17 protein-coding genes and 1 tRNA gene are annotated in these 14680 nt (G+C 49.5%); 16 read left to right on the top strand and 2 right to left on the bottom strand.

Annotation, left to right across the window (positions count from 1 at the left end):
• The first annotated feature begins 215 nt into the window (after positions 1–215).
• The 9 genes from MHH78_RS15635 (at position 216) to MHH78_RS15675 (ending at position 7763) form a co-directional block, all read left to right on the top strand.
• Entirely contained in the window at positions 216–1733 is a 1518-nt protein-coding gene (locus tag MHH78_RS15635; protein WP_209869382.1) for a carboxypeptidase M32, read from the top strand.
• Between the two features lie 142 nt (positions 1734–1875).
• On the top strand, positions 1876–2523 hold the full coding sequence (gene trhA / locus MHH78_RS15640; protein ID WP_036733553.1) for a PAQR family membrane homeostasis protein TrhA: 648 nt from the start codon (positions 1876–1878) through the stop codon (positions 2521–2523).
• Positions 2524–2693: 170 nt separating this feature from the next.
• Positions 2694–3050, top strand: coding sequence for a putative DNA-binding protein (locus tag MHH78_RS15645; protein WP_036733556.1), 357 nt, complete (start codon positions 2694–2696; stop codon positions 3048–3050).
• A gap of 21 nt (positions 3051–3071) precedes the next feature.
• Positions 3072–4463 carry a signal recognition particle protein gene (gene ffh / locus MHH78_RS15650; protein ID WP_036701200.1) on the top strand — a complete coding sequence of 464 codons (1392 nt, stop codon included), beginning with the start codon at positions 3072–3074 and terminating at the stop codon, positions 4461–4463.
• A gap of 351 nt (positions 4464–4814) precedes the next feature.
• Complete coding sequence (rpsP, locus tag MHH78_RS15655) at positions 4815–5087, top strand: 30S ribosomal protein S16 (RefSeq protein WP_036701203.1); 273 nt, start codon at positions 4815–4817, stop codon at positions 5085–5087.
• 22 nt (positions 5088–5109) lie between these two features.
• Positions 5110–5340 (top strand): KH domain-containing protein, encoded by a 231-nt coding sequence (locus tag MHH78_RS15660; RefSeq protein ID WP_020432321.1) that lies wholly within the window; start codon positions 5110–5112, stop codon positions 5338–5340.
• Between the two features lie 104 nt (positions 5341–5444).
• The gene (gene rimM, locus MHH78_RS15665) at positions 5445–5969 is read left to right on the top strand and encodes a ribosome maturation factor RimM (protein WP_076078589.1); all 525 of its coding nucleotides are present in this window, start codon (positions 5445–5447) and stop codon (positions 5967–5969) included.
• Positions 5969–6769 (top strand): tRNA (guanosine(37)-N1)-methyltransferase TrmD, encoded by an 801-nt coding sequence (trmD, locus tag MHH78_RS15670; RefSeq protein WP_340944511.1) that lies wholly within the window; start codon positions 5969–5971, stop codon positions 6767–6769. The genes rimM and trmD overlap by 1 nt, the downstream gene beginning before the upstream one ends.
• A 920-nt stretch (positions 6770–7689) precedes the next feature.
• A tRNA-Pro gene (locus MHH78_RS15675) sits at positions 7690–7763 on the top strand.
• 102 nt (positions 7764–7865) lie between these two features.
• Here MHH78_RS15675 and MHH78_RS15680 read toward each other — a convergent pair.
• Positions 7866–8060 carry a hypothetical protein gene (locus MHH78_RS15680; RefSeq protein ID WP_340940043.1) on the bottom strand — a complete coding sequence of 65 codons (195 nt, stop codon included), beginning with the start codon at positions 8058–8060 and terminating at the stop codon, positions 7866–7868.
• Between the two features lie 228 nt (positions 8061–8288).
• Between MHH78_RS15680 and MHH78_RS15685 the strand changes: the two genes are divergently transcribed.
• Positions 8289–8546: a hypothetical protein gene (locus tag MHH78_RS15685; protein WP_076078592.1), complete on the top strand. Its 258-nt coding sequence runs from the start codon at positions 8289–8291 to the stop codon at positions 8544–8546.
• 74 nt (positions 8547–8620) lie between these two features.
• On the opposite strand, the gene MHH78_RS15690 is transcribed toward MHH78_RS15685, so the two are convergent.
• Positions 8621–9568, bottom strand: a complete 948-nt coding sequence (locus MHH78_RS15690) for a hypothetical protein (protein WP_341167941.1) — start codon at positions 9566–9568, stop codon at positions 8621–8623.
• 189 nt (positions 9569–9757) lie between these two features.
• On the opposite strand from MHH78_RS15690, the gene MHH78_RS15695 reads away from it, so the two are divergent.
• The 6 genes from MHH78_RS15695 to MHH78_RS15720 all read left to right on the top strand — a co-directional run bounded on the left by MHH78_RS15695 (position 9758) and on the right by MHH78_RS15720 (position 14650).
• Entirely contained in the window at positions 9758–10141 is a 384-nt protein-coding gene (locus MHH78_RS15695; protein ID WP_341167942.1) for a hypothetical protein, read from the top strand.
• Positions 10142–10287: 146 nt separating this feature from the next.
• Complete coding sequence (rplS, locus tag MHH78_RS15700) at positions 10288–10632, top strand: 50S ribosomal protein L19 (protein WP_036701215.1); 345 nt, start codon at positions 10288–10290, stop codon at positions 10630–10632.
• A 256-nt stretch (positions 10633–10888) separates the two neighbouring features.
• Complete coding sequence (gene lepB, locus MHH78_RS15705) at positions 10889–11509, top strand: signal peptidase I (RefSeq protein ID WP_036733573.1); 621 nt, start codon at positions 10889–10891, stop codon at positions 11507–11509.
• 38 nt (positions 11510–11547) lie between these two features.
• Positions 11548–12411: a ribosome biogenesis GTPase YlqF gene (ylqF, locus tag MHH78_RS15710; RefSeq protein ID WP_036733575.1), complete on the top strand. Its 864-nt coding sequence runs from the start codon at positions 11548–11550 to the stop codon at positions 12409–12411.
• Positions 12412–12663: 252 nt separating this feature from the next.
• Entirely contained in the window at positions 12664–13794 is a 1131-nt protein-coding gene (locus tag MHH78_RS15715; RefSeq protein ID WP_341167943.1) for an IS4 family transposase, read from the top strand.
• Positions 13795–14032: 238 nt separating this feature from the next.
• Positions 14033–14650, top strand: coding sequence for a ribonuclease HII (locus tag MHH78_RS15720; RefSeq protein WP_081751445.1), 618 nt, complete (start codon positions 14033–14035; stop codon positions 14648–14650).
• Positions 14651–14680 lie beyond the last annotated feature (30 nt).

Raw genomic sequence — 14680 nt, forward strand, 5'->3', positions numbered from 1 at the left:
TAAGATTAAACTGTAATTCATTGTACTGCGTCTTGCCGCGAACATAAAGGGCTTCCTGTAATCAAATATTGCAAAATCTAAGCGGAGTCTGTCTCCGCGCCTGTGAGCTGTTAACTACTTCAAATTTGAAGAGATACAGCCCGAATTTGATTATAACTATTTAAAAAAGTATCATCAATAGGAGTAGATAAAAAAACAAGGCAGGTGCTCAAAACATGGAGAAGCAGATCCAAGAAGAATGGGATAAATTCAGCGAGCTATTATCTAAAATCAAAGGGTATTATGAAGCGATTGGACTTCTGGGCTGGGATCTGCGTACAGGCGCACCCCGTAAAGGTGTAGAGATCCGTTCTGCCACGCTGGGTATGCTGAGTGCAGAAGCATTCAGACTCCAGGTATCTGAGGAGATCGGAGTGTTCACAGCGTATTTCAGCCGCCCGGAAGTAGCGGAGCAGCTGGACAGCAATCAGAATAAGATTGTGAAGGATACCCGCAAGGAGTACCAGCGCAGCAAAAGCATTCCTTCCAAGACCTTCGAGGAATATTCGGTGCTCACCGCCCATGCGCAGACGATCTGGGAAGAGGCTAAGGATGATAATGATTTCGCCTCCTTCGAGCCTTATCTGACCAAGATTGTGGCCTTCAAACAAGAGTTCATTGATTATTGGGGTGTGCAAGGCTCGCGTTATGACACTTTGCTGGATATGTACGAGCCGGATTTGACCGTTGAGAAGGTGGATGCGATCTTCACCCGTCTGCGCAGCCGTCTTGTGCCGCTGGCCGAAGCGATCAATGCTTCGCCGAACAAGCCGGACACCGAATTCCTGAGCCAGATCTTCCCTAAGGAGCAGCAGGAGAAATTCGGCCTCTTCTTACTCGAACAGATGGGCTATGATTTCGAGGCAGGACGTCTGGATGAAAGTGTGCATCCGTTCGCTACAGGGCTGAACCCCGGCGATGTCCGCATAACCACGAACTATCTGCTGGACAATGTGACCAGCTCCATCTTCAGCTCGCTGCATGAGGGCGGACATGCCCTGTACGAGCAGAATTTCGGTGAAGAGCTGATCGGTACACCTCTGGCACAGGGGGCCTCCATGGGAATCCATGAATCCCAGTCCAGACTGTGGGAGAATATGATCGGCCGCAGCCGGGCCTTCTGGCAGCGTTATTACGGCGATCTGCAGCAGCATTTCCCGGAGCAGCTTGCGAACGTGGAGATGGAAGACTTTTACCGGGCAATCAACAGTGTAGGCAATTCCTTCATCCGGATCGAAGCTGATGAGCTGACATATAACCTGCATATCATTGTGCGCTATGAGATTGAGAAGCTGATTTTCAATGAAGGGCTTGAAGTCAAGGATCTGCCGGAGACCTGGAATGCGAAGTATCAGGAATACTTAGGGATTACACCGCCTACGGATGCGCTTGGCGTACTGCAGGACGTTCATTGGTCCGGAGGAGACTTCGGCTATTTCGCTTCCTATTCCCTGGGTAACATGTATGCGGCCCAAATGCTGAACACTCTGCGTAAGGAACTGCCGGAATTCGAGGAGCTGATTGCCACTGGTAACCTGCTGCCGATCAAAGAATGGCTTACTGACAAGGTATACCGCTACGGCCAGAGCCTGACCCCTTCGCAGATTATCGAGCAAGTCACAGGCGAACCGCTGAATCCCGATTATCTGGCGGATTATCTGGAAGCGAAGTATACCGAGCTCTACAAGCTATAAGACTTGAATTGCTGCAAAAGCAAATGATGACTTCTTAAGCGATTGAATGTTGCTGCAGCCTGCCCTGAGGCGTCCGTAAGCTGGAAGGACTTCGGAGAAATGGCTATAATAGAAGGAAACCGCAAACGGAAGGAATCGTGGTATGGCAAATACTCACACTTACAGCCGCAAGGAAGAAGTAGCAAATGCGGTTACACACGGGATCGGCGCTCTATTAAGTATTGCTGCGCTGGTTCTGCTGATCGTATATGCTGTTCAGAACGGCACAGCCTGGCATGTAGTCAGTTTCTCCATTTACGGCGCTACTATGCTGATCCTGTATTTTAATTCAACGATGGTGCATAGTCTCAGAGACGGCAAGGCGAAGGACTTCTTTGAATTCCTTGACCACGCTTCGATCTACTTATTCATTGCCGGAACGTACACCCCGTTTATGCTGGTGGCGATCCGCGGACCGCTGGGCTGGACGTTATTCGGTATCGCTTGGGGAGTGGCGGTATTCGGTGTTTTCTTTAAGGCTTTTTTCGTCAAAAAATTCCTGTTCATGTCCACCGTCTTCTACATTGCGATGGGCTGGATGATCGTAATCGCCTGGAGCCCTCTGTCCCAGGCCGTCGCCAGCGGCGGGATGACTCTGCTGATGATTGGCGGACTGCTGTACACTCTGGGCACCGTGTTTTATGTATGGCGCGGCTTCCCGTACCATCATGCGATCTGGCATTTATTCGTGCTTGCGGGAACCGTTCTGCACTTCTTCGTTGTATTGTTATACATTCTCCCTATTCATTAATGCGGGAGGCATAGTGCCGTACTGGTGCAGGATTTCAGGGCGGGAATGCCGGTTTTGGGCAAAGAAAAAGATGACAAGTAAAAAGACTTGACATCTTTCTTTGTTTTCGGTATCATAAGGGACGTTGTGAAGCTGTAAAGTGTTTTTCCTTGACGAAGGGAGTGCCCTTGATGAGTCAGGAGAATAGGCTCGAGAAAACCAACCGGATCAACCTGTTATTTGCTTTCTATGAACGGCTGCTTACTGACAAGCAACAGACGTTTCTCAAATATTATTTCCATGATGATTTCTCCCTGGGGGAGATCGCAGCGGAATTTGAAATTAGCCGCCAGGCTGTGTACGAGCATATCAAGCGGGCGGAGCAAGTGCTTGAGAATTATGAAGAGAAGCTTGGACTCCTGTCCAAGCATGAAGACCGCAATAAGTACTTAGAAGAACTGCGCAGATTCCCTGACAGTGGAATGCTGCCGGAGCAATATAAGCAGCAATTCATGGAAATCATGGACCGGCTGCAGAGGTTAGAGTAGGAAGAAGGGAGCGAGCCGCCTATGGCATTTGAAGGATTAACCGGAAGATTGCAGAATGTGTTCAGCAAACTGCGCGGCAAAGGGAAAGTATCCGAAGATGACGTAAACGAAGCGATGCGTGAAGTGCGGCTGGCCCTTCTGGAAGCCGATGTTAACTTCAAGGTCGTCAAGGACTTCGTGTCCAAGGTGAAAGAGAAGTCTGTTGGCACGGAAGTGATGGACAGCTTCACGCCAGGCATGGTCATCATCGATATTGTTAACAAGGAACTGACGGAGCTGATGGGCGGAAGCCAGGCGAAGCTGGCTAAGTCGAACAAGCCGCCGACAGTCATCATGATGACCGGTCTGCAGGGCGCAGGGAAGACGACCACTTCCGGTAAGCTGGCGAAGCTGCTGCAGAAGGGCAACCACCGCCCGCTGCTCGTAGCCGCCGACATCTACCGTCCGGCTGCGATCAAGCAATTGCAGGTGCTCGGAGAACAGATTAAGGTTCCTGTCTTCTCGCTGGGTGATCAGACGAGTCCGGTAGAGATTGCCAGACAAGGTGTTCAGCATGCGAAGGACAATAACCTGGATTATGTGATTATTGATACGGCAGGCCGCCTGCATATTGATGAAGAGCTGATGGAAGAGCTGAAGCAGATCCATAACGTTGTAACTCCGGATGAAGTGCTCCTGGTAGTCGATGCGATGACCGGTCAGGATGCCGTGAATGTGGCGGACAGCTTCAACAAGCAGCTGGAGCTTACCGGAGTAGTGCTTACGAAGCTTGACGGCGACACCCGTGGTGGTGCTGCATTATCCGTCAAGGCGGTCACCGGCTGCCCGATCAAATTCGCCGCTCTCGGCGAGAAGATCGATGCGCTGGAGCCGTTCCATCCGGAGCGGATGGCTTCGCGGATACTCGGCATGGGCGACATGCTGTCGCTGATCGAGAAGGCTCAGGCCAACATCGATACCGAGAAAGCCAAGGAAATGGAACGTAAGATGCGTAACGCAGAGTTCACGTTCGATGATTTCCTGGAGCAGATGGATCAAGTGAAGAAGCTTGGCCCGATCGATCAGATTCTTGACATGCTGCCTGGCATGAATAAGGCCAAGGGCATGAAGGACCTGAAGGTGGACGATAAGCAGATGGGCCGCGTTGAAGCCATTGTTCATTCCATGACCAAGGCCGAGAAAGCCCAGCCTGAGATTATCAACCACAACCGCCGCAAGCGTATTGCAGCGGGCAGCGGTACCAACGTCGCTGAGGTGAACCGGCTCATCAAGCAATTCGATGAGATGCGCAAGATGATGAAGCAGTTCTCCGGCATGATGGGCGGCGGAGGCGGTAAGGGCGGCAAGAAGAACGCCATGAAGCAGCTCAAGGGCCTTGCCGGTAAAGGCGGAATGAAGTTCCCTTTCCGTTGACCTTAATCTTTACGGTTTAAGGTTTACCCCTAGATCTGATATAGTACAACATCAGAAGATCGAGTAGTCTCTTGACCTTAATCTCTTGATCTTAATCTTTTGACCTTAATCTTTTGATCTTAATGTTTAAATTTCTTCCCCCCCGTTACCAGGGAACGCCGCCAGTCAAGCGTATCCCGCAGGGAGGAAAAGCGGTCTCCGCTCGAACTCATTCCAAGTCCCGCCAGTCTGAACGCCTACGCTAGTTGCACTTAGCGGGTGTCCAGAGGGCAGAGCCCTTGGGGCCCTCCCTTCGGGAAGGGAGGGTTTGGGAGGGATCGATAACGATATTCTTTTAAGGAGGTGAATTTCGTGGCAGTACGTATTCGTTTGAAAAGAATGGGAGCACATAAAGCGCCTTTCTACCGTGTAGTGGTTTCCGATTCCCGGTCTCCTCGTGACGGCCGTTTTATCGAGGAAATCGGTTATTATAATCCGATCGAAGTACCGGCAGTCGTTAAGATTGACGAAGAGAAGGCTCTTAAATGGCTTCAGACAGGTGCACAAGCATCTGATACCGTCCGCAACCTGCTTTCCAAAGCTGGCGTGATGAAGAAGTTCCATGAGTCAAAGCTTCAGAAATAATGACTGATTGCGAGGGTCCTCTATGGAAGAATTAGTTGGTGTTATTGCTAAGGCTTTAGTGGATCATCCGGAGGATGTGGCCGTACGGACCGTGGAGAAGGATCACCTGATTGTCTATGAGCTCTCCGTGCATCCTGATGATGTCGGTAAGGTCATCGGCAAGCAAGGGCGGATCGCCAAAGCGCTTCGTACCGTAGTCACATCTGCAGCAGTCAAAAGTGATAAACGCGTTACCGTGGATATTTTATCTTAAGGATGCGCACAAGGAGGGGCTAGGGATAGTATATCCCGGCTCCTTTTTGTTGAAAATATAAGAATTTATAGGCTGTACGCAATCAACGTGAAGGAGATGAACACATGACAGAAGAGTTAACCGTAGGCAGGCTGGTGAATACGCACGGCATTCGCGGGGAGATCAAAATCCTGTCGCATACCGATTTCCCGGAAGTGAGGTTCGCGGCCGGTAACAAGCTGCTGCTGATTCCCGCAGACGGAAGCCCGAAATTCGAGGTGACGATCGAATCGGCGAGAGAGCATAAAGGGATGTATATCGCCAAGCTTAAGGGGTATACGAACATTAATGAGGTTGAGAAATACAAAGGCAGCATGCTCAAGGTGCCTAGTGATAATCTGGTTGAGCTGCCGGAGAACGAGTATTACTTCCACCAGATCGTAGGCTGCGAGGTTTATACGGATGAAGATGCCAGCCAGCCGCTGGGAACGATTACGGAGATTCTGCAGCCCGGGGCCAATGATGTCTGGGTAGTGAAGCCGAAGAAGGGCCAGGATATTCTGATTCCGGTTATTAACGATGTAGTGCTGGACGTCAATATTGCAGCCAAAAAAATCACCGTGCACCTCATGGAAGGGCTGCTTCCATGATCCGCATCGATGTGCTGACGCTGTTCCCGGATATGTGTGAGGGCGTGTTCGGCACCAGCATTCTCGGTAAGGCCCGTGAGAAGGGCATTGCTTCACTGAATACAGTGAACTTCCGCGACTTCTCGGGCAACAAGCATAACAGCGTGGATGATACGCCTTACGGGGGAGGGGGAGGCATGGTGCTGAAGCCTGACCCGATCTTCGCAGCGGTGGAGCATGTGCTGGCTCAGAGTAACGCTGGCGGTGAGCAAGGGGACACAGACACTGAGAACACAGAGGCGGTGAAGCCGCGTATTATTCTGATGTGCCCCCAGGGCCGGACGTATAACCAGCAGATCGCCGAAGAGCTCGCACAGGAGCAGCATCTGATCTTCATCTGCGGTCATTATGAGGGCTATGACGAGCGAATCCGTGAGCATCTGGTGACGGACGAGCTGTCGATTGGCGACTATGTACTGACCGGCGGTGAGCTGCCCGCTCTGACAGTAATAGATTCGGTAGTGCGTCTGCAGCCGGGGGCACTGGGCAATGAGACCTCTGCCATCTCCGACTCCTTCAGCACCGGGCTGCTGGAGTACCCGCATTATACCCGCCCGGCAGAGTTCCGGGGCTGGAAGGTGCCGGACATGCTGCTCAGCGGACATCATGCCAATATCGAGGTCTGGCGGCGTGAGCAGGCGCTGCAGCGTACCCTCGAACGCAGACCGGATCTGCTGGAGACAGCGGAGCTGACAGTGAAGGACAAGCAGACGCTGAAGCGGCTGCAGGAGCAGACAAGCCTTAAGAAGAATGAACTGTAAATTTGGGCCTGAATAGAGTCATAGCTGGCGTCTTTCTAACGTATATTACGTAAGGGAGGCGTTTTTTGCTGTGTTCTGAGAACCGGGAACGGGAATTACGAACGAGAACGGATAGGCATAGAAGAAGTTTTGCCAGCGAAATAAATACGAGCAGATGTGCGTCAATACCCTTTTTCTAGGGTAATGAATAAAGGTGCCGCAAGTAGACATGCAGCTATAGACGCAGCTAGCTTAATTATCGAAAGGAATGACTGAAGTGACTACGAATACGCATGAATCATTCAAGCCAGCCGTGGACACTGTCCACAAGGAGGCGGAGCCGCTCCGCACGGTAAGTGATATTATTGATTTTTATAAGAATCGTAAATCGTAATCTTATAATCGAAGAAATGAATTAGACCTGGAAGCAGGTTCAATAGGCTCAGTAATACAGCAAATTCCACAAATAACCGCTGAAGACAGACGAACCCCAGGTTCGCTGGCTTCGGCGGTTATTTGTTTGCCGGGTGCGATGAGTACGGGCAAACAAAAAAAGACCGTCCGAAGACGGTCTCTCTACCCGAGGCGCTAGTTTGTAACTTTGATCCGTATCCCGCGCCACCAAGACTTAATCATTCAGCCGTTGGTCCGGGTAAGGGATACGTTCAGCATGTCATGCTTGATGTGAACGCACCTCCTTTCCTTGTGCCAAGAGTATAGCACAGCCTTTACGGAAAATCCATTAAATTTTATTTGGATATGAAAAAAATATTGAACTCAATAAAAATAGTGAACTCTATTTGAAACTGCTGAACTAGTGAGGTATATTTATAGTATAACGGTTAGTAACCGCTTACCGGCATATTATGCATGAGATGAACGTATGTTAATCGTAGGGATGCGGCAAACGTAAGTATGAAGTAATGGGTTGATTGCAATATCGGGGTATAGCGCAGCCTGGTAGCGCGCACCCTTGGGGTGGGTGAGGTCGCAGGTTCAAATCCTGTTACTCCGATTTTCCCGTTTTCGTGTAACGCAAAAAAACACTTCCGTCAGCGCATCACGCTCTGTAGGAAGTGTTTTTATTTAGGTGATAAGGCCCATGTGTGCGGTTAAGCTAAAACCTGCCCCTGTCTCCATCCCGGCGGGTAAGCATGATAACTCCCGTCACCAGTGAATACAAGGCAACAACCATAAGCAATACAATGGCCCAAGTATAATTGCGCACCGTGTAGGTGAGCGAAGCGAAAATGATAAACCAGGCGATCCGCAGTACTCCTTCATTAATAAAACGTCTGCCTGCTGTACTCATGATTCCTGCCTCCTTTTGGATTGTAGAAGATTGTTCACAACCGTAAGCGTTTAATTGATTTTGTTACTTTAATATTACCCCTTTTTACACAAAATTGATACACAATGTTCACAAGTTCTTCATTTCACAACTATTTTACATATAGACAATTGCTGCGTGACGATAGCCGTTACCGGCTTATCCCTCCCCTCATAAGATACAGAACCACGATTAAGGAGGAAACAGCAGATGGAAGCTTATTATAATTGTCTCCATTGCAAGGATAAGCGTGTACGCATTATGACTACTGACGGCAAACGCCATGAAGGAATTATTGTGGATGTGGACCGGAATAATGTGTATCTGAAAACAAAGGGCAATGGCAGAATGCAAACTTCGGCCTTTTATCCGGGCGGTGCAGGTAACTATTATGGCGGATACTATGGCTACGGCAGCCAGATCCTGACCTTAAGCCTGTTCACGCTTCTGGCAATTGCGTTAATCTGACGATAGCCTGATCAACAGAAAAGTGGGCTCCTGGAAGTCAGGAAGGCCCACTTTTTGCGTGACTATAGGATGATCTAATTAACAGATATGGCTCCGATCTGCGTGGTTAACGATACCAGCGGACCGCCGCCGTTATAATCCTTGGGTGTACCGTTGTCGGCGCCGGAGATGTGGCCGAGCTCACTGCGGGCTTTGACCGTACATGCGGTTGATGCTGACAGATCGGCGGAGATTCCTCCAATATCGCTCTTGGCCTGGAGGCTGCTGCCCTTTGTCATACTGGATACCCCAAGCTCAATACTCCCCGTATTTGACTGCACACTGGACTTGCCTGTGAACACGGTGTCTTGAAGGATGATGCTGCCGACATTGCTGTTAATCTCAAAAGTCCCCTCAAGCCCGCGGAGCTGGACTGTGCCTACATTATTATCAATCTCAAACCGGTCAACGGTCTCTGGAATTCCGATTACATAATTAATGCTGAAGTTGGAATCCCCATACTCATGCTGCGCCCATTCCCAGAGATTCCTCTTCGAATTGCCTTCACCATGAGCAGAGACGATTAGAGCGTCTCCTTTATGTTCAATAGAAATTTCAGTATGATCCAGCACACCGGATATCAGCTTGTGGCCTGTCTTCTCATGGACAATGACGGTGGCCTGGACAGTAATCTCGTCACCTGAAGCGGGCACTACTGCGACTTCCCCCACCGCATTATCTAGCTTAAGGACGGAAGCCGAAGCAATCGGCAGGGAGGTGGAGAACTCCCGGCTGACTCCGCTAGTATTCATCTGCTCTTCAATCATACCTGCTGTGTTCTGGATGGCGTCACCGACAGCAGCACTGGCATCGCTGAGACTCTGCTTCACGGCTTCTGCCGCCTCCTGCTTGAATCTGCCGGAGATCGTCTGCTCCAGTTGGTTATCTGCCGCTTCCTTGCCGGGAAGCTCCCGGCAGCCGGTAAGTGCAATAGAAAACACGGCCATGGCTGCAATAATTGCTGTACTGTGATGTTTCTTCATTATATAGGCCCTCCTAAAGGCATGATTATTTGCTTATGTATACTCAGTATTATATATTATGGGAAAACACTGGATAACAGCCTGGCGGCGGGTTGTTCTACTGGACTATAGTCCAGGAAGCTTAGCTACTACATTTTAGAGAGGCATTATGGTACACTGTCGTTAGATGAAGGACCGGAAGAATGAAATGTGACAGCTGGAGGGCCGGCACGGAAGCAGACCCAGGAGATGGTCTGTTTACTATTTGGACTGAACAAGTCAGAGGGGCGGATGAGCCAAATGCAGTATGCAGCATTCCTGATCGTTGTGTTGGTGGGTGCAGTTGTCTATACCGTGTACCGCAGCCGGATAAGCCAAGAACAGTCTGAAACGCCGAAGCAAGGGAAGGCCAGTAATGTGATTTCTATGGAAGGGCACCGTAAGGCCAAGCAGAATGCTGCGGAGCAGCAGTGCTCCTCCTGTAAGAAGAAGAACGGTAAGCTGATTTTTTATGCCCAGGATGACGGAAGTGTGGTCGGACTCTGCAAGGATTGTAAGGTGAAGGCGAAGAAACGGGATATGCTGCCGCTTTAAAGAATAAATATATGTTGCATGAGCCTGTCTTTTATGATAAAATTACTTCTGTTGTGTGGAATACGGTGGTCCTCTGCGGATAATGAGGGAGAGCAACGGCTCTCCGGAAGAGGCAAGAACACCTGTACGGAAGGAGGAAGTCCTTAATGAATATCCTACAAGCAATTACACAAGAGCAACTTCGTAAAGATATCCCGAGTTTTCGCCCGGGTGACACTTTGAAGGTGCATGTAAAAGTTATCGAAGGAACTCGTGAGCGTATCCAGCTGTTCGAAGGCGTTGTAATTAAACGTCGCGGCGGCGGTATCGGTGAGACTTTTACGGTTCGTAAAATCTCTTATGGTGTTGGTGTGGAAAGAACATTCCCAGTCAACTCCCCTAAACTCGAGAAAATCGAAGTGGCTCGCCGTGGTAAAGTGCGTCGTGCGAAGCTGTATTATCTTCGTGACCTGCGCGGTAAAGCTGCAAGAATTAAAGAAATTCGTCGCTAGAATAGTGACAAAGGAAAGGGGCTTGAATTCAAGCCCCTTTCGTTTATTTCTTGTGATTAAAGAATTGTGGATCCCCGCAAAGTACCTGAGTAAGCACGAAGTTAAAGCATCACTTTGTGGGGTTTTTAGACATATGTGCCTTAGGAACAGCTTCTCCGAAAAGGCCTCCTGAAGGAGTAATCGCGGGGGAGTTTTTGGCAGGAGCTTTTTTGTATTGTATAGTGGAGATAACAACTGATGGAGAGGACGGTGAACTATGCAGCAGGATTTGCAGCAAGGGCAAGGCGAAGTGATTGATTCTAACGGCCAGAGCCCCCGGAAGCCAAAGAATGAAGTCCTGGAATGGATTAAAGCGATAGCGATTGCATTGGTTCTGGTTATTCTAATACGCTGGCTTTTGTTCAAACCGTTTATCGTAGACGGCCCTTCCATGAAGCCTAACTTCCATACCGGAGAACGTGTGATTGTTAATGAAATTCTCTACGATATCCGCAAGCCGGAGCGCGGGGAAGTCATTGTGTTCCATGTGCCCTCTGAGGGCCGGGATTTCATTAAACGTGTCATTGGTGTGGCAGGCGATACAGTCACAGTTGAAGGGGATGTCGTTACAGTTAACGGAGAGCCTGTGAACGAGACGTATATCCAGAGCGCGATTGATGATGCGCATAATAACAACATCTTGTACAACAATAAGAACTTCCCGAATGAGCAGTTTACGGACAACAAGGTGCCGGAAGGCCATGTGTTCGTAATGGGGGATAACCGCTCTGACAGTACGGACAGCCGGATGATCGGTTATGTGCCGCTGGGGGATATTGTCGGCCGTGCAGACCTTATTTTCTGGCCGGTGAAGAATATCTCATTGATAAATCATTAATTATTTTAAGCTGACAGAAGTCAAAGGAGGTGACGGCATTGGCCATTCAATGGTTTCCTGGTCATATGACGAGGGCTAGACGGCAAATCGAGGATAAGCTGAAGCTAATTGATGTTGCAATAGAACTGCTTGATTCCCGTCTGCCGATCTCGAGCCGCAATCCGATGATTGACGATATTTTGCGGGACAAGCCAAGGCTGATTATTCTGAACAAAGCGGATCTGGCCGATCCGGAAGCTACACGCAAGTGGCTGGCTTACTTCAAGGCGCAGGGTCATGTTGCCTATCCGGTAGATGCTTCAACTGGCACCGGGATTAAAGAAATTCCGGAGCAGGTGAAGCTGCTGCTGAAGGATAAGATCGACCGGCAAATTGCCAAGGGTATGAATCCGCGTGCGATGCGGGCACTGATTGTGGGCATTCCCAACGTAGGCAAATCGACTCTCATTAACCGGATGGCTGGAAAAAATATTGCGATTACCGGTGACCGTCCGGGGGTTACCAAGGGCCAGCAATGGATTAAGACCGGCGGCAGTCTGGAACTACTGGATACGCCAGGGATTCTCTGGCCGAAATTCGAGGACCAGACGGTAGGCTATAAGCTGGCAGTAACCGGGGCCATTAAGGAAGAAATCCTGAATATTGAGGATATCGCTTATTATGCGGTGAAGTATCTGGTGAAGGATTACGGAAGCCGGTTCCAGGAACGCTTCGATATCAGTAAGCTGCCGGAGGACTTAGAGAACCCGGACGAAATCGTGGCCGTTATGGAAGCAGTCGGTCGTAAGCGCGGTTGTCTGATGAGCGGCGGCCGAGTGGATCTGGAGAAGGCTTCACGCGCGCTGCTGCATGAGCTTCGTGCAGGGAAGCTTGGACGTTTCACGCTGGAGACACCTGAATAGTAGAATACTGTATGGAATGGAAGAGCCATCCGTGAAAGTGGGGTGGCTCTTTTTTTGCGTGTAGGCGGGGAATGGGGCGGCGTAGCAGATGTGTTGTATGAAATGCAGGAATGTCCTCGTTTAGTCAGCTTGAGGGAAGAGAAATGCTGTTATTCATATAAGCGTGTTGATTTCCCAATAAAAGGGACAAAAAAGGCCGCCATTTCGGGTAATGGTAAGTACGACCAAACCAAACCGAAATGAGGCGACCTCATGAATAATAATACCCCATTCTTGGCCGTGTTCAAACAAGTATTAACTTCAGAAGAAGTCCAAAGGGTGACCGGGCAAACCAAGGACTACGAGGATACCGGAACCAAAATGACCGTGGGTGTGTTGTTCGATTACTTTATCCAAGCCTGCTACCACCAATGGGATGGCTTTCGTCAAAGTGCTCGGGTGGGCTCGAACTACGATTTGCCCAAGGTTCATTACTCCACCCTTTCGGGCAAAGCCGGTGAAGTGCCTTACGATATCTTCAAGCGTTTGTTTCAACTGCTCGTCCAGAAATGTAACCGGCAAACCCGTCGGCACCTAAATCTGCCTAAAGATCTTCTACTGATTGACTCTACGACGGTTACGGCGGCAAACTCCCGCATGTCTTGGGCTCCGTATAAAAAATTCAGAGGAGGCATCAAGCTGCATGTCGCTCTTTCGCATGGACAGCATTCACCCGTGAATGTGGTCGAATCGATTGCCAGGCGCAATGACGCTCCATTTGGAGAAATTTTGGCCGATAAGGACTACCTTTTAGTTCAGGATCGGGCGTATGGAAAGATCGGTCGATTGGATCAATATGTGCAGCAAGGTCAGTCCTTTGTGATTCGTCTGAAAGACAATCTCCATTTGGTGATGCCGCGAAAGCTTCAACGACCGGCGGAGGGAGACACCAAAATTGTACGCGATATCACCTGTTATATTGGTCAAGGCAATCACCAATCCGCCCACCGCCACCGCGTCGTTGAATTTGAAAATGACCGGGGCGAAGTCGTACGGGTCGTCACTGATTTGAGAAAAGAGTCCGCTCACGTGATTGCTGAAATGTACAAAGCACGCTGGGAGATTGAAGTCTTTTTCCGCTGGGTGAAACAGCATTTGAATGTCCCTTGTCTGTTTGGAAACACCGAAAATGCAGTGTATAGCCAATTGTTTGTGGCCCTTACCGCATATGTGCTTCTAAAATACATTTTTGATGAAATTCATCCGAAGGTACCGGTCTTTGCTAAGCTGACTCTTTGGGAATTTATGCAGTACTGGCGTATATTTAATCTTCCGCTGGAGTGGCAGGTTCAGCTTAATCAGCTCAGGCGTAAAGAACATTTAGGTATTTTTGTCATCCCATAATATGGGTAATCAACACGCATGTTATTCATACAACTTTTTTGGATTTGCGCAGTATTAATGAAGGGATTGTTGTATTCAGTGCAGAATTTTAAGATTCTGAGACTGGGATTGGATGGAAATGAGTGCAAGTTCGAAGTTCTTATGGAATTCGAATTCTGTCATATATTCGTAGGAAGATCATAGATGTAGCTTACTTTAATTTTAATGGGCAGGTGGAGAGACAGTGAGTGAGATCGATATGCTTGGGTATGAAAAAGAAGGCTGGGAACAATCCTTCCGTCACATCGCAGGTGTGGATGAAGTGGGGCGGGGCTGTTTGTTCGGAGATGTGGTGGCCGCAGCGGTAATTTTGCCGGCGGGGCTGATTATTGAGGGTGTGGATGACTCGAAGAAGCTGACGGCCAAAAAGCGGGATGCTCTGTATGAGACCATTATGGAGCAGGCGCTGGCGGTAAGCTTAGGGCATGTGGAGGCGGCGGTAATCGATGAAATTAACATTAAGCAGGCTTCGCGTCTGGCGATGCGCCTGGCGGTAGAAGGATTAAGCCAGCAGCCGGACTATATGCTGATTGATGCGGAGAAGGTGGACCTGCCCTTGCCGCAGCGTGCCATCATTAAAGGGGATGCCAACAGCCAGTCGATTGCTGCCGCCTCCATTGTAGCCAAGGTGACACGTGACCGGCTCTGTGAGGGCTTGTGGGAGGAATTATACCCGGATTACGGGATCAAAGTACATAAAGGATATGCTACCAAGCTGCACCGTGAACAGATCAAGGCACTGGGTGTAACTCCGATGCACCGGCGCAGCTTCATCGGCAATATTCTTGCCGAGCAGGAACAGTTGTCTTTATTCTAAAAATATAAGAATGTATGGTTTCACGTCTAC

The sequence above is a fragment of the Paenibacillus sp. FSL H3-0333 genome, from assembly GCF_038002805.1.
Taxonomy (GTDB): Bacteria; Bacillota; Bacilli; order Paenibacillales; family Paenibacillaceae; genus Paenibacillus_AQ; species Paenibacillus_AQ silagei.

Coding starts and splice junctions, on each gene's coding strand:
- lepB (WP_036733573.1), top strand. CDS start 10,889: ATGCAGCAGGATTTGCAGCAAGGGCAAGGCGAAGTGATTGATTCTAAC.
- trhA (WP_036733553.1), top strand. CDS start 1,876: ATGGCAAATACTCACACTTACAGCCGCAAGGAAGAAGTAGCAAATGCG.
- rimM (WP_076078589.1), top strand. CDS start 5,445: ATGACAGAAGAGTTAACCGTAGGCAGGCTGGTGAATACGCACGGCATT.
- MHH78_RS15635 (WP_209869382.1), top strand. CDS start 216: ATGGAGAAGCAGATCCAAGAAGAATGGGATAAATTCAGCGAGCTATTA.
- MHH78_RS15715 (WP_341167943.1), top strand. CDS start 12,664: ATGAATAATAATACCCCATTCTTGGCCGTGTTCAAACAAGTATTAACT.
- rplS (WP_036701215.1), top strand. CDS start 10,288: ATGAATATCCTACAAGCAATTACACAAGAGCAACTTCGTAAAGATATC.
- MHH78_RS15645 (WP_036733556.1), top strand. CDS start 2,694: ATGAGTCAGGAGAATAGGCTCGAGAAAACCAACCGGATCAACCTGTTA.
- MHH78_RS15690 (WP_341167941.1), bottom strand. CDS start 9,568: ATGAAGAAACATCACAGTACAGCAATTATTGCAGCCATGGCCGTGTTT.
- MHH78_RS15685 (WP_076078592.1), top strand. CDS start 8,289: ATGGAAGCTTATTATAATTGTCTCCATTGCAAGGATAAGCGTGTACGC.
- MHH78_RS15720 (WP_081751445.1), top strand. CDS start 14,033: ATGCTTGGGTATGAAAAAGAAGGCTGGGAACAATCCTTCCGTCACATC.
- MHH78_RS15680 (WP_340940043.1), bottom strand. CDS start 8,060: ATGAGTACAGCAGGCAGACGTTTTATTAATGAAGGAGTACTGCGGATC.
- MHH78_RS15660 (WP_020432321.1), top strand. CDS start 5,110: ATGGAAGAATTAGTTGGTGTTATTGCTAAGGCTTTAGTGGATCATCCG.
- ffh (WP_036701200.1), top strand. CDS start 3,072: ATGGCATTTGAAGGATTAACCGGAAGATTGCAGAATGTGTTCAGCAAA.